This is a genomic window from Falsiruegeria sp. JB4-1 (assembly GCF_055693495.1).
On sequence record NZ_JBVFTZ010000001.1, the window covers coordinates 59,823 to 72,872 of the forward strand.

General features: G+C 54.1%; 12 protein-coding genes, 1 pseudogene and 1 riboswitch. Of the genes and pseudogenes, 8 read left to right on the top strand and 5 right to left on the bottom strand.

What is annotated here, in order from left to right; translation table 11 throughout:
- Positions 1-267: 267 nt before the first annotated feature.
- From ACZ1HE_RS00315 to ACZ1HE_RS00335, 5 genes are all read left to right on the top strand, one after another.
- Positions 268-1,002, top strand: coding sequence for a GlxA family transcriptional regulator (locus tag ACZ1HE_RS00315; RefSeq protein WP_472619081.1), 735 nt, complete (start codon positions 268-270; stop codon positions 1,000-1,002).
- A gap of 126 nt (positions 1,003-1,128) precedes the next feature.
- Positions 1,129-2,250: an aromatic ring-hydroxylating oxygenase subunit alpha gene (locus tag ACZ1HE_RS00320; protein ID WP_472619082.1), complete on the top strand. Its 1,122-nt coding sequence runs from the start codon at positions 1,129-1,131 to the stop codon at positions 2,248-2,250.
- Positions 2,247-3,788: a choline-sulfatase gene (betC, locus tag ACZ1HE_RS00325; protein ID WP_472619083.1), complete on the top strand. Its 1,542-nt coding sequence runs from the start codon at positions 2,247-2,249 to the stop codon at positions 3,786-3,788. The genes ACZ1HE_RS00320 and betC overlap by 4 nt, the downstream gene beginning before the upstream one ends.
- Before the next feature lie 63 nt (positions 3,789-3,851).
- Entirely contained in the window at positions 3,852-4,571 is a 720-nt protein-coding gene (locus ACZ1HE_RS00330) for an SDR family NAD(P)-dependent oxidoreductase (RefSeq protein ID WP_472624281.1), read from the top strand.
- A 40-nt stretch (positions 4,572-4,611) separates the two neighbouring features.
- The gene (locus tag ACZ1HE_RS00335) at positions 4,612-5,352 is read left to right on the top strand and encodes an SDR family NAD(P)-dependent oxidoreductase (RefSeq protein WP_472619084.1); all 741 of its coding nucleotides are present in this window, start codon (positions 4,612-4,614) and stop codon (positions 5,350-5,352) included.
- A 107-nt stretch (positions 5,353-5,459) separates the two neighbouring features.
- On the opposite strand, the gene ACZ1HE_RS00340 is transcribed toward ACZ1HE_RS00335, so the two are convergent.
- Positions 5,460-6,476 (bottom strand): GlxA family transcriptional regulator, encoded by a 1,017-nt coding sequence (locus ACZ1HE_RS00340; RefSeq protein ID WP_472619085.1) that lies wholly within the window; start codon positions 6,474-6,476, stop codon positions 5,460-5,462.
- Positions 6,477-6,621: 145 nt separating this feature from the next.
- Complete coding sequence (locus tag ACZ1HE_RS00345; protein ID WP_472619086.1) at positions 6,622-7,068, bottom strand: 6,7-dimethyl-8-ribityllumazine synthase; 447 nt, start codon at positions 7,066-7,068, stop codon at positions 6,622-6,624.
- Between the two features lie 73 nt (positions 7,069-7,141).
- Positions 7,142-7,290: riboswitch (FMN riboswitch) on the bottom strand.
- A 61-nt stretch (positions 7,291-7,351) separates the two neighbouring features.
- Here ACZ1HE_RS00345 and ACZ1HE_RS00350 point away from each other — a divergent pair.
- The gene (locus ACZ1HE_RS00350) at positions 7,352-7,969 is read left to right on the top strand and encodes an FMN-binding negative transcriptional regulator (RefSeq protein ID WP_472619087.1); all 618 of its coding nucleotides are present in this window, start codon (positions 7,352-7,354) and stop codon (positions 7,967-7,969) included.
- A gap of 5 nt (positions 7,970-7,974) precedes the next feature.
- On the opposite strand, the gene ACZ1HE_RS00355 is transcribed toward ACZ1HE_RS00350, so the two are convergent.
- On the bottom strand, positions 7,975-8,865 hold the full coding sequence (locus tag ACZ1HE_RS00355) for an alpha/beta fold hydrolase (protein ID WP_472619088.1): 891 nt from the start codon (positions 8,863-8,865) through the stop codon (positions 7,975-7,977).
- A 327-nt stretch (positions 8,866-9,192) separates the two neighbouring features.
- Here ACZ1HE_RS00355 and msrB point away from each other — a divergent pair, with 327 nt between their 5' ends.
- Together msrB and msrA are read left to right on the top strand one after the other, a co-directional pair.
- Positions 9,193-9,642: a peptide-methionine (R)-S-oxide reductase MsrB gene (gene msrB / locus ACZ1HE_RS00360; RefSeq protein ID WP_472619089.1), complete on the top strand. Its 450-nt coding sequence runs from the start codon at positions 9,193-9,195 to the stop codon at positions 9,640-9,642.
- Positions 9,639-10,150 (top strand): annotated as a pseudogene (gene msrA / locus ACZ1HE_RS00365) (peptide-methionine (S)-S-oxide reductase MsrA). The gene msrB and the pseudogene msrA overlap by 4 nt, the downstream one beginning before the upstream one ends.
- 40 nt (positions 10,151-10,190) lie before the next feature.
- Here the strand turns inward: msrA and ACZ1HE_RS00370 are convergent.
- Both ACZ1HE_RS00370 and ACZ1HE_RS00375 read right to left on the bottom strand, forming a co-directional pair.
- Complete coding sequence (locus ACZ1HE_RS00370) at positions 10,191-10,904, bottom strand: class II aldolase/adducin family protein (protein ID WP_472619090.1); 714 nt, start codon at positions 10,902-10,904, stop codon at positions 10,191-10,193.
- Positions 10,905-10,991: 87 nt separating this feature from the next.
- On the bottom strand, positions 10,992-12,995 hold the full coding sequence (locus tag ACZ1HE_RS00375) for a hydantoinase/oxoprolinase N-terminal domain-containing protein (protein WP_472619091.1): 2,004 nt from the start codon (positions 12,993-12,995) through the stop codon (positions 10,992-10,994).
- Between the last annotated feature and the right edge of the window lie 55 nt (positions 12,996-13,050).

Below are 13,050 nucleotides of genomic sequence, written 5' to 3' on the forward strand. Positions count from 1 at the left end.
CCGCGTATCCTGTCGGGGATTGAATTACACATCATGCAAAATTAGATGATTATCATGCGAATTTGGTCAAAATCTTCTGCCGCAACGCAGCACATTGGCGTTCTCTTGTTCGATGGTTTCTCTAACCATTGCCTTGCCAATACGATTGAGCCGCTTCGAGCCGCCAATATGCTCTCTGGTCGCTCTCTCTATGGTTGGCAGTTTCTCGCTTTGGACAAACGGCCGGTCACGTCTTCCTCCGGTCTTCAGGTTTCTCTGCACCAATCTTTGAACACGGCATCAGGGAATATTCTTGTTGTTATGCCGTCCTATGGGTTTCAGACCCATGGCGGGTGGAAAACGCAAACTGCACTAAGGGCTTCTTCGGGCCGATTCACAACGCTGGTGGGAATGGATACGGGCAGCTGGCTGTTGGCTGAAGCAGGCCTGCTGGACAACCATCGCGCGACTATTCACTGGGAGGAGTTGAACGGTTTTTCTGAGCGTTTCCCCGAAATCGAAACCGTGCGCGAACGGTTCGTCATCGACCGAAATCGTATAACGTGCTCTGGAGCAATGGCCGCATTTGATTTGGTGCTACAATTGATCGGTCGCGATCATGGAGAAGCTCTTGCTATGGAAGTCGCGCATTTGTTCATGTCACGAGATTCGCCCCGTTCGCATTTGGGCGGTGCGAGTACAACAAGTACCGTCGTGAACAAGGCGATTGCAGTAATGCGGGAAAACCTTGAGACTCCGCTGAGTATTCCCTTGTTAGCCAATCGGGTCGGTCAGACCCAAAAATCGCTTGAGGCGCGTATTCGATCGGATCTTGGCGCTACTCCAAAGCAGGTCTACCGTCGTCTGCGGCTCAATCTCGCCAGAAAGCTTGTAGTCGAATCAGATTTGTCGATTGCCGAGATTGCCGTTCGGTCCGGGTACAACGACCCAAGCGCAATGACGCGCGCTTTTCGGTCCGAGTTCGGAGTGCCGCCCCGCAAGCTGCGGGCGCGGACCGGCTAAAACCATGCAGAGCGCGCCAGAGTTAGGATTCTGGCCAATTTTTGCAAACTGAAGTCTGAAAAAATCAGATACTTTGTACCAAACCTGCCAGATTTGACTTTGGTGAATCACTTTGGAGCGGTCGTCATGTCTAGCTTTTTGAACATTTCAGCTGACTACAACCGGGATCCGTCCAAATCCAAATCTCTTTTGGCCGATGCCTATACGCAAGACAGATGGTATCGGCGCGACTTGGACGACATCATCGCCAAGACATGGCAATGGGTATGTCACGGCGAAAAGACACGTGAACCAGGATCGTATGTAACGATTGAAATTGCAGGGCGCCCGATCGTGGTTGTGAGAGACAGCAACGGCGATTTGCGCGCATTCTACAATGTCTGCAAACACCGCGCACATGAGCTTTTGTCAGGTGAAGGAATGACCACTCGGATCATGTGTCCCTATCATGCATGGGTCTACAAACTCGATGGTCAATTGGTTCGAGCGCCCCACACGGAAAACCTGCAAAATTTTGATACGAGTGAGATTTGTTTGGACGCGGTGCAGGTAGAAGAATTCTGCGGCTTTGTCTTCGTGAATCTCGACCCGGCCGCTGAACCTTTGGTTCAGCAATCCGGAGATTTGGAAACCGAAGTTCGCCATTGGGCGCCGGATGTTGAAAACCTGACGTTTGGGCATCGCCTAACGTACGATATCAAGTCCAACTGGAAGAACGTCGTCGACAACTTTTTGGAATGCTACCACTGTCCGACGGCGCACAAAGATTTTTGCGATCTGGTAGACATGGATACCTACAAGGTCACAACTTATGGAATTTATTCCAGCCACATGGCAGATGCCGGGCAAACGACCAACAGCGCCTACGATGTCTCCAATGCTACCGTCAAAACACATGCGGTGTGGTGGTTATGGCCCACGACGTGCCTGATGCGCTATCCGGGCCGTTCCAGTATCATCGTTTTGAACATCATTCCCGCAGGCCCAGACCGTACGTTGGAAACATATGACTTTTTTCTGGAAACACCGGAAGCTGACGATATGGAACGCGATGCAATTCGTTACTTGGACGAAGTTCTTCAGGTTGAAGATATCGGGCTTGTGGAAAGCGTTCAGCGTGGCATGAATACGCCCGCCTTTGATCAGGGTCGCATCGTTCATGATCCTGACGGGTCCGGTAAGTCCGAACATGCGGTTCACCATTTCCACGGCCTTGTATTGGACGCCTACGCGCGAGGTGTTTCGTGACACGTCCCAACATCGTCGTAATCATGGCGGACCAGTTGGCGCCGCATTTTACGGGCGCGTACGGCCATTCCGTGGTCAAGACACCCAACCTGAACAAGTTGGCTGCACGAGGGACACGTTTTGATGCAGCTTATTGCAACTCTCCACTCTGTGCCCCGTCCCGTTTTGCATTCATGTCCGGTCAATTGATCAGCCGAATTGCAGCCTATGACAACGCATCAGAGTTCAAAGCAGCCACACCTACGTTCGCGCATTATCTGAAATCTCTTGGGTATCGCACTTGTCTGGCCGGAAAAATGCACTTCATAGGCCCCGATCAAATGCATGGGTTCGAAGAGCGAGTGACAACGGATATCTACCCCGCCGATTTCGCTTGGACTCCCGATTGGGAAGCCCACGACGAACGGATCGACAAGTGGTACCACAACATGCAAACGGTTCGGGAAAGTGGCATTGCCGTAACCACGTTTCAAACTGACTATGATGATGAGGTTGGGTATTCCGCCCGGCGCTGGCTAATGAATGCCGCTCGAGACAAAGCCCACGGAAACCCCGCACCTTTTTCCCTGGTTGCCAGCTTTATCCACCCTCACGATCCTTACGTCGCCCGCAAAGAGTGGTGGGATTTGTACGCGGAAGCGGACATTAACATGCCAACGTTCGTCCCGCTGCTGTCAGAGCAGGATCCGTTTTCGAAACGCATCATGCATGGGATCGAAGCTTCCAGCCAAACCCTGACGGACGAAGAAACACGTCGCGCTCGCCGAGCCTATTTTGCAAATGTCAGCTATTTTGACAGCAAGGTCGGTGAGATCGTGAAAACACTCGAAGAAATAGGTGAATTGGACAACACTGTCATTATCGTCACCGCAGATCACGGGGATATGTTGGGGGAGCGCGGTCTTTGGTACAAGATGAACTTCTTCGAACATTCATCACGTGTGCCTTTGATCATGGCTGGCCCGGGGATCGCCACTGGGACCGTTTCAAACGCGTGCTCTCTGATCGATTTGCTACCAACCTTCATCGAAATCGGTGGCGGGTCGTTGAGCATGTTGGGAGAGCCAATTGACGGTCGTTCTCTCATGCCGCTGGCTCGTGGAGAGCCAGACCCCGTGGACGAAGCAATTGGGGAATATTGTGCCGAGATGACCCCGTATCCTGTGATCATGATCCGGCGCGGCCCTTTGAAATACATACATTGTGACGCCGATCCACCGATGTTGTTTGATGTTGCAAACGACCCACTGGAAACCAGAAACCTCGCAGCCGATCCCGACTATGCGGCTCAAGCTCAGATGTTCGCGGATGACATCAAGGCACGCTGGGATGGTGAATCCTTACGTCAGAAAGTCATCGCGACACAAAAATCACGCCGTGCATTGCATGCCGCCATGGAAACAGGGACCGCCGTGTCGTGGGATTACAACCCTCCCTCTGACGCCAGTCAGAAATACGTTCGAAACCACATGGATTGGACTGTAGCCGCCAGTTACTACAGGTACCCCCCGCTGAAAGGAACAGACTATGACGCTTGAAGGAAAGATCGCGTTGGTAACAGGGGGCGAGGTGGAATTGGCAGGGCTATCGTTGCGCGTTTTCTGAAAGAAGGAGCGACTGTTTTTTCCGCGGATTTGTCGCCGCATGGTTCGTTACCTGATCATGACAACGATGGCAGCACTTTCATTAAACTGGACGTCACCCAAGAAACCGATGCAATTGCAGCGATGAAGCACGTTGATGACACCTGCGGAAAACTGGACATTCTTGTCAATGCAGCCGGGATCGAAATTGAAAAGACCATAGAAGACACGTCACTTGACGAGTGGAACAATAGTTTTGCGGTAAATGTGACCGGCACTTTTCTGACATCAAAATACGCCCTACCATTAATGCGAAAGGCCACCCAATCAGGGTCCACTGCAAGCCTTATCAACTTTGGCTCTTACGACGGCTTTATCGCAGACCCAGGCCTGGCCGCCTATTGTGCTACGAAAGGCGCCGTACATGCTCTGACCCGGGCGATGGCCTGTGACCACGGGCCCGAAGGGATCCGGGTGAATGCGATCTGCCCGGGGTACATAGATACACCGATGCTGCAGAGTTTTTTCACCGGCGAAGGATCAGGGGGTGCCGGTCGTTCAATTGACGGGTTGAAACAGGCGGTTCGCGATGTGCACCCAATGCGCACCTATGGAACACCTGACGACATCGCAAATCTGGTAAATTGGCTGGCTTCTGACGAAGCACGATATGCCTCGGGTCAATTGTGGGTATTGGATGGCGGACTGTCGGCACAGGTACAGCAGATGAAACTCTGACAATTCGATCGTCAACATGTCCAATTGAGGCGAATATAGGATGAAACTTCATAACAAGCAGGCCTTCGTTACAGGTGGTCGACAAGGTATTGGCCGCGGAATCGTTGATGCCTTCTTGAAAGAAGGTGCGACAGTCACAACATGCGGGCGTGGTTCCCGACCAAGCGACCTGCCCAAGAGCTGCGAGTGGGCAGAGCTGGACGTTTCGAACCCTCAGAACGTTCAACATCTCGCGCGTGAACTGGGCGCACTCGACATTCTGGTCAACAATGCAGGTGTACAGGTCGAAAAATCCGTTCCTGATACTACGGACGAGGATTGGGATTTGGTGATGGGAACCAATGCGCGCGGGGTGTTCAACATCTGCCGCGCCTTTATTCCAACCATGAACGCCGGTGGTTCAATCATTAATATCGGCTCTATTTCCGGAAATGTCGCGGATCCCAATATGGCTTTGTACAACGCATCAAAGGCGTTCGTTCACGGCCTGACACGATCAATCGCCGTGGACCATGGTCCAAGAGTTCGATGCAATGCCGTCTGCCCAGGTTGGATCGAAACAGGGATGTTGGAGGCTGGGTTTGACCTGGCAAGTGACCCGAACCGAGCCAAAACTGACGCCTTGGGGCGGCACGCTGTTCAGCGGTTTGGAAAGCCTGCAGATATTGCATCCATCGTGGTTTGGTTGGCCTCAGATGATGCCGGTTTTGCGACAGGGCAGTTGTTTACAATTGATGGTGGGTTGACGGCTGCTTCGCCGCTCAATCCGGGCCTGTTCTAAAAAAGGCTCGCCTCATCGGGTTATCTGATGTTTTGAACAGCTTCAAAGGAGTGAACTTTCAGCTCCTACTCGGGCAAACCAATAAGCTAAACCCTTGAGCTCGGGCGCTAATCCAATTTTGGACTGTGCATTGGCCAGGCACGGAATTGAAAGGGTACACGCCCTCTGATCCGGTCCTGCACTGGCGGTAGGCCGAAGCGTGAACTGTACGCGCGACTAAAGTACACTTGGTTGGCAAAACCGGATGCAACTGCAATTTCACTCATCTTCAACTCAGTTTGGGTCACAAGCCCCCTCGCACGATCCAATCGAATGTCGCGGTAGTAAAGAACCGGGCTTTTCCGAACATAGATTTTGAACAAACGCCCTAGGTGCCTTTGGGAAATTCCAAGCTTTTCGCACAAACCCGGAATGGGTAGCGGCACTTCCAAGTTGGCTTCCATCAAGTCAATTGCGCGGCGTACAATTGTCGGTGTGGTACTGCCAAGTGGTTCAAGGTTTTCAGGGTTTTGCGTATCTGAAGAACCCCGAACGTTGTGATGAAACAGATATCTGGCCACCGAATTCGAGACGCCCTCACCGCAAATCTCACAAAGGATTGCCAGAGCCAGGTCTGAAGAGGCTACTCCGCCGCAGCAGGAAAACAATTTGCCGTCAAAAACGAACAAATCCTCTGTCACAGTAATTTCGGGATAAAGCTCAGAAAACGCATCAATGTGTTCGTAGTGAACAGTCGCCTTGCGACCATCAAACAGACCCGCCTTTGCTAAGATAAACGCCCCTGTGTCCAGCCCGCCTATTCGTGCTCCCGTTTTCGACCATCGTACAAGCAATGACAAAATGTCGGAACGGTCATAGCTTTCCGCCTTCCAGCTCGAAGAAACCACAACGAAGTCGGCACTTGAATTTGCAACCTCGGTCAGCGGTGTGGTCACGACCGAAACACCGCTGCTGCTAAGCACTTCTCCACCATCAGCTGACGCCAAATTCCATTCAAACTTAAGGCTCCCCTCAAGATAATTCGCGGCACGAAAGGGATCGAGAAATGCCATCGTTGCCGCCAAATTGAAGTGCGGCGTAACCAGGACGACTAGCTTTTTGGTTTCTGAAAGTTCTGCGTTCATACCCCAATTTGTGTGGGGTACCGCCGCAGAATCAAGCCCAAGCCAAATTTAACCTAAGAACGACTTACAAAGAGCAAGCGCCCCACGAACGAACATGACGTTGCAGGGCACTAGATTTCGATTGTTATTGCGAGTTTCCCCGGTGTCAGGCCGCAGCAGATTGTCCAAGACTTTCTCGAGTGCGACCGATCATCAGTGCGGCACGGGCCGCTTCGCGACCCTTTTCCACAAAATGTGAACGATAAATCGCATTGTGATGGTCGGTTTCCTGATATTGATGCGGCGTGAGTGAGACCGAAAGAACAGGAACTCCGGTATCCATGCCAGCGCGCATCAGGCCATCTACCACGGCTTGCGCAACGAAATCGTGGCGATAGATGCCACCGTCCACCACAAAAGCGGCACAAGCTACGGCAGCATAGTTGCCCGTCTTGGCAAGCTCTTGAGCCAGTAGAGGCATCTCGAAGGCGCCCGGAACGTCAAAGACGTCTACCTGATCGGCGGGGATCAATTCCTGAAATCCATCGAGCGCACGGTCTACGATGTCTGCATGCCATTGCGCCTTGATGAAGGCATAGCGGGTGTGTGTCATATCGTAATCTCCTTTTGGTTCTGACACGTCACCCAAGGCGATTACGGACAGGGCCGGGCTTTGGCCCGTCCTGCACGTTTCTCTTCCATCCGGACTGTAACCGTCGGCTCTGGAATCTCACCAGATCTGCTGACACCCTCCGCAGGAGGGCCGCTCGCGGGCTCACGGGGCTGTTGCCCGCATACCGCCGGTGGGGAATTCCACCCCGCCCTGAGAATGAGACGGACATTGCCAATCGGGTGAGCGATCTGCAAGACAGATTGTGCAATCCAAAGGAAAAACCATGCATCCAAACCCGGCCTTTCGAACCAATGACCGAGACACCAACCTAGCCTTTGCTCGCGAAAGAGGTTTTGGAATGCTTGCCATTCAGTACGCCGGGGTACCTATACTCAGTCATGTTCCCTTTATCGTGACACCCGACGATGAGCAGGTGGAACTGCATCTGGTTCGATCCAATACGATAGTTCAAGCGCTGAAGCAGCCGTGTTCTGCCAGTATCGCCGTGACTGGGCCGGATGCCTATGTCTCGCCTGATTGGTATGGCGTCCCTGACCAAGTTCCGACGTGGAACTACGTAGCTGTGCACCTTGAAGGGCGCTTAGAATTGCGGCCACAGAGCGAGTTGCGCGACTTGCTGGACCGGCAAGCAGAGGTATTCGAGGGTCGATTATCGCCCAAAAAGCCTTGGACAACGGGTAAGATGGATGCCGACACGTTAAACAGAATGCAGCGTATGATCGTACCTTGCCGATTTTACATCAAAGACATTCATGGCACATGGAAACTCAACCAAAACAAGTCGGAGAAGGCTCGGTTGGGCGCTGCCAACGGATTGGTTACCTCGAATCTTGGCTCCGAAATCGACTTGCTGTCTCAGTTGATGAAACAGCAGACCTGAGGGGTCTATTTTGCACCTAAGCCTGCGGCCTTCATTATCTCTGTAGCAACAAATTGCGGGTCTTGCATTGGCATAAAATGCGTAAGATCAGGGCGATGAATGTCCGTTGCGTTTGGCAAGGCGTCAGCCAACCCTGGCCAAGTTGGTGACCGTGTGAAGTCAGACAAAGAATTCAAATCCATCGTGTGACTTCGCAATACAACTGTTGGACAGGAAATTTGTTCTAGTACGTCAATAATGAACGCACCTGTCATGGCCGACATATATGAGCTTGCCTCAACTTCAGGCGGACATGCCAAGGTCAAAACCTCGCCATCGGCACGCAGGCCGTGTTCGCAATAATCTTGCAAGGCCTGCGGAGTGAACAATGAATATGGTGAGCGGGACCGAAACCGATCGACCATTTCCTGAACCGACGAGAAGTTTCGCTTTCTTTGAGCTGCAGGGTGCATAACATCTTTTGGAAACAGCGACTTACCAATGGCGTAGATTTCCGGCGGCATTATGACTGAATCCACCAAAACCAACGTTTGCACGATTGCCTGGTTTCTGGCTACGGCCTGTGCCAACACATGACCACCCAAAGAGTGTCCCACACAAATTAGGTCATCGAGGTTCATGGCCCGAATGAATTCATTCAGATCACTCCCCAAATCCCTCCAATCCGAAAACGGCCCCCCGGTCGATTGCCCATGGCCGCGCAAATCGACACAAATCGAATGAACCGCTGGCAGGTGGGATATCACTTGATCCCAGATACGCGCATGGAACCCAGTGGCATGAGCAAAAAGCAACGTCGGGCCATGCCTTCGTAAGTCGGCGTGACGCTCGACATAACTCAAGCTTAGATCATCAATCGGTAGAAAGTGACGTTGCAATTTAAGTGATTCAGACACACAAAACCTTTGAAGTATGGATAAAGTCGTAGATCAAAACCTAGATGGGCAATTGTCCTCTAGACAAACACGACGTTGGGGCAGTCAGAGAATTTACGTCGCGCTGATGATCGGTTAGGTACCGTTTTGGAATGCAATTCAGCTCAATTGGTAAGACCGATCAACGCCACCAACGTGCATTATCTGTCTGAACGCGTTACAAATCGCAGGTCACGGTTATCGAAGCTGTTTGGATGATGTGCACGTTGTTGCTATCTAGCTGAAACATATCTTTGCTTTTCGGCATTTGGCCCCAATTTTGCAGACAGGAAAAGAACCGGAGATCGCATGACCAATTATACCAAAGATCCTCAAGCTATCGCCGCCCTGTCACGGGAAGAGTTCTATGTGACCCAAAACAGCGGCACTGAACGCCCTGGCACCGGCAAGCTGCTGCACAACAAGGAACCGGGCATCTATGTGGACATCGTATCAGGTGAACCACTGTTTGCTTCGTCCGACAAATACGAATCCGGCTGTGGCTGGCCCAGTTTCACTAAGCCCATCGAACCGGCCCATGTGCAAGAGCTCGAAGACCGCACCCTAGGAATGATCCGGACCGAGGTCCGCTCGACCCATGGTGACAGCCACCTTGGACATGTCTTTCCCGACGGCCCGATGGACCGTGGCGGGCTGCGGTATTGCATCAACTCTGCCTCGCTTCGTTTCGTGCATCGCAACGACATGGAGGCCGAAGGTTATGGCGACTACATCAATCAAGTGGAGGATATCGCATGAGCACTGAACGCGCCGTTCTGGCAGGTGGCTGTTTCTGGGGTATGCAGGACCTGATCCGCAAAATGCCTGGCGTCTCGGGAACCCGCGTGGGTTATACCGGCGGGGATGTTCCCAATGCCACATATCGCAACCATGGCACCCATGCCGAGGGGATCGAGATCTTCTTTGATCCTGCGCAGATCAGCTATCGTAAGCTGCTGGAGTTTTTTTCCAGATCCATGACCCGACCACGGTGAACCGCCAGGGCAACGATATGGGCATGAGCTATCGCTCGGCGATCTATTATGTGGATGAGGCGCAGAAGGCTACTGCGCTGGATACCATTGCTGATGTGAACGCCAGTGGTCTGTGGCCCGGCAAGGTCGTGACCGAGGTGGAGCCTGTGGGTGATTTCTGGGACGCCGAACCCGAACATCAGGACTACTTGGAGCGTATTCCAAACGGCTATACCTGCCATTTCGCGCGCCCCGATTGGGTGTTGCCCAAGCGGTCAGAAGCCGCAGAGTAAAGCATCAATACACGCCCCGCCGACCTCGGTGGGGCGGTTTTCAATTGGCATAGTCTGGCTCGTCTCGATCCAACAGCCGTTTCATCGCCTCAAAGTGAAAGTCGATCTGCCGTTCATCCCACATGCTGGCCGCAAGCTTTTGCGCGACATCATCCGGTAGAATGGCAAGCGGACGACCCGACGCCATGGCCGTCAGCTGGTATTCGCAAGCCACTTCGAAATTGTAGAAATCGTCATAAGCCCGCGCCACCGTTTTCCCAACCACGGTGATCCCGTGGTGCGCCATGACCACGATATTGCCGTTTCCGATTGTCGCCGCAATGCGCCCACCCTCGTCGTCATCAAAAGCCGATCCGCTGAAATCACCGTCGTATGAGACCCGCCCCAAGAACCGCAAAGCATCCTGATGGCAATTCTCAAGCCGTCCTCCTTCGATGCAGCCAAGCGCCGTGGAATAGGTCGGATGCGCGTGCAGAACACAGCGTGCGTGAGGCACTGCTCGATGGATGTGGGAATGGATATAAAACGCCGACGCCTCAATCTCCCCCTCTCCTTCAACCACATTGCCGCCGTGATCGGCCAACAACAGGTTCGATGCGGTGACCTCGGACCAATGCAGACCACGGGCGTTGACCAGGAAATGCCTTTCACCCACCGCCAGAGAAAAATGATTGTCCACGCCCCTCTGCCATCCATTGCGGGCGGCTAGCCTCAGACAAGCGGCCAAGTTGATACGGTCCTGACGATGTTGCATTGCGATCCTCACCTTGATGCCGGTCCAGACTGCATCAGGACCGAGGCATAAGATTGCCGGAATCCGCCAACTGTGTCGCTTTAGGTGCTAACCAACCGCAACACGGGGCCGTCCGCTGGCCTCTACCGTCAGCATGCCTTCGACAAAAACATCCCGCGCCTCAACCTTGGCGGTGCGGATGTCTCGTTCGACCAGAACCCGGATATCCGCCGCACCCGCCGCTTTGGCCGCATCTTCGGCTTCACCTCGCAAAACAGTCTCTAATAAGGCCAAGGCGGCGTCAGATTCCGTGAAATCCTGCGGCCCGGTTTCCAGATGTACGCGGTATTTCCCCTCGGACGGAGAGGTCACCGTGCCACTGCGCCGGAAGGTGACGCGCCCGACAACCGCACCAACGGCATTGGCCACGCCGACATGCTCTGGCAGTATCATCTGACAGCGCAGGCGTTCACCCACTGCCGGGTAATAGCTTGGGGCGGATGCACCCAGACCAACCACGTCAACATTCAACGCCGCATCAAGAGCCAATAGGCCCCGGTGGTTGGACAGCCCCTTTTGCAGCAAAATGTGGCGCGCCAATTGCTCAGGCGGAACACCGAGGTCTTCGTCCTCTTCCGCAAAAGCAGTCTCTAACAGGGTCAAAGTGGTCTGTTCCGTCAGTTGATCGATAATCATCTGCGCCACCTTCTCTGGCGTCGCAGCAAGCCGGTCACCGGTGCCTACACGCTTGCGCGAAAACAGCTCCAGCGCCTTTTCGGCCGCCGACCTATCCCATGTGTCCAAGCGCCCCATAACATGACTAGCATCCGAAGGTGTCACTCCGGATACCTGCACGATCCCTCGATCCACCAGGCGGCCAAGTGCGCCATGTTCCATCCTCGTGCGAAGCACCTGATCCAAGGGCACCACGCGGCCCCCCAATCGTTCCATCAGCACCGCCTCACGCTCGCCCACACCATCGATCGGCACCCCTGGCACGATCCGCGCAAAGCGGGCGTCATGTTCGCCGGGTGTTGGCGAATGCAACTGTGTGTCCAACACGCTGTGCACCACTTCGGGTGCTTCAGACGCGATCAGCGAAACCGGTACAACTCGACGCGGACCAAGAAAGACACCACCTAACAGCCCCTCGGACACGACGTGAACTTGGCTGTCACCACCCAGTCCACTGGTACGCATCGCGACCGCCTCGACCATGGTCCGAAACCCGCCAACCCGCGCACCTGCGGGGTCAATCGCGGGCTTTCCACCTTTGATCAGAGCCACATCCGTCGTGGTTCCGCCAATATCTGAAACCAACGCGTTTTGCGTATCAGTCAGCCAGCAAGCACCCACGATTGAGGCCGCCGGGCCGCTCAGAATTGTTTCGATTGGCCGCTCGCGCGCCTGTTCGGCGCTCATCAGCGCGCCATCACCGCGTACCACCATCATTGGTGCCGTGATCCCCAGATCGATCAGAGTGTCCTGCGCTCGCCCGATCAGACGGTCGATCATGCCGATCAGACGCGCATTCAAAACGGCTGTTACCGCCCGTTTGGGGCCGTTCAGCTTGGCCGACAGTTGGTGTGAGCAGGTCACCGGAACCCCGGTGCGTTCGGTGATGATTCGGGCGGCCTCAAGCTCATGTGCGGGGTTGCGCGTTGCGAACTGCGCTGCAACCGCATAGCCGGAGATACCCGCATTGCCATCAATGAACGCTTCAAGAGCGGGTACATCCAACGGCGTCTTTTCACTGCCCGCGTGGCTATGCCCGCCTGCGATCACCAGCGCCGGATCACCTTTGAGCGCGTCCGACAGTCCATGTTTGTCCAAATCCTGCTCGCGAAACCCGATGTAGATCAGCGCAACCCGCCCACCTTGGCCCTCGACCAAGGCATTGGTGGCCAGCGTGGTTGATAATGAAGCCAACGTCACCTGATCGGCGCTGAAATCCGCCTGCGCCAAAACCGATTTGATCGCCTTGCCTACTCCAATCGCAAGATCAGCCCGCGTCGTCAGCGACTTGGCCGTGGCGATGACATCGCGTTCGTCCCGGATCAACACCGCATCCGTATAGGTTCCGCCGGTATCCACACCCAATGACAGCGCCATCTTGATCCTCCATTCGCGTCGTGACCTCACCACATAGCGAGTTCGCGCGACACGT

Excerpts from the sequence above, each read along its gene's own strand:
- ACZ1HE_RS00375 (WP_472619091.1), bottom strand. The coding sequence starts at position 12,995 with ATGGCGCTGTCATTGGGTGTGGATACCGGCGGAACCTATACGGATGCG.
- ACZ1HE_RS00335 (WP_472619084.1), top strand. The coding sequence starts at position 4,612 with ATGAAACTTCATAACAAGCAGGCCTTCGTTACAGGTGGTCGACAAGGT.
- msrB (WP_472619089.1), top strand. The coding sequence starts at position 9,193 with ATGACCAATTATACCAAAGATCCTCAAGCTATCGCCGCCCTGTCACGG.
- ACZ1HE_RS00370 (WP_472619090.1), bottom strand. The coding sequence starts at position 10,904 with ATGCAACATCGTCAGGACCGTATCAACTTGGCCGCTTGTCTGAGGCTA.
- ACZ1HE_RS00345 (WP_472619086.1), bottom strand. The coding sequence starts at position 7,068 with ATGACACACACCCGCTATGCCTTCATCAAGGCGCAATGGCATGCAGAC.
- ACZ1HE_RS00350 (WP_472619087.1), top strand. The coding sequence starts at position 7,352 with ATGCATCCAAACCCGGCCTTTCGAACCAATGACCGAGACACCAACCTA.
- ACZ1HE_RS00340 (WP_472619085.1), bottom strand. The coding sequence starts at position 6,476 with ATGAACGCAGAACTTTCAGAAACCAAAAAGCTAGTCGTCCTGGTTACG.
- ACZ1HE_RS00320 (WP_472619082.1), top strand. The coding sequence starts at position 1,129 with ATGTCTAGCTTTTTGAACATTTCAGCTGACTACAACCGGGATCCGTCC.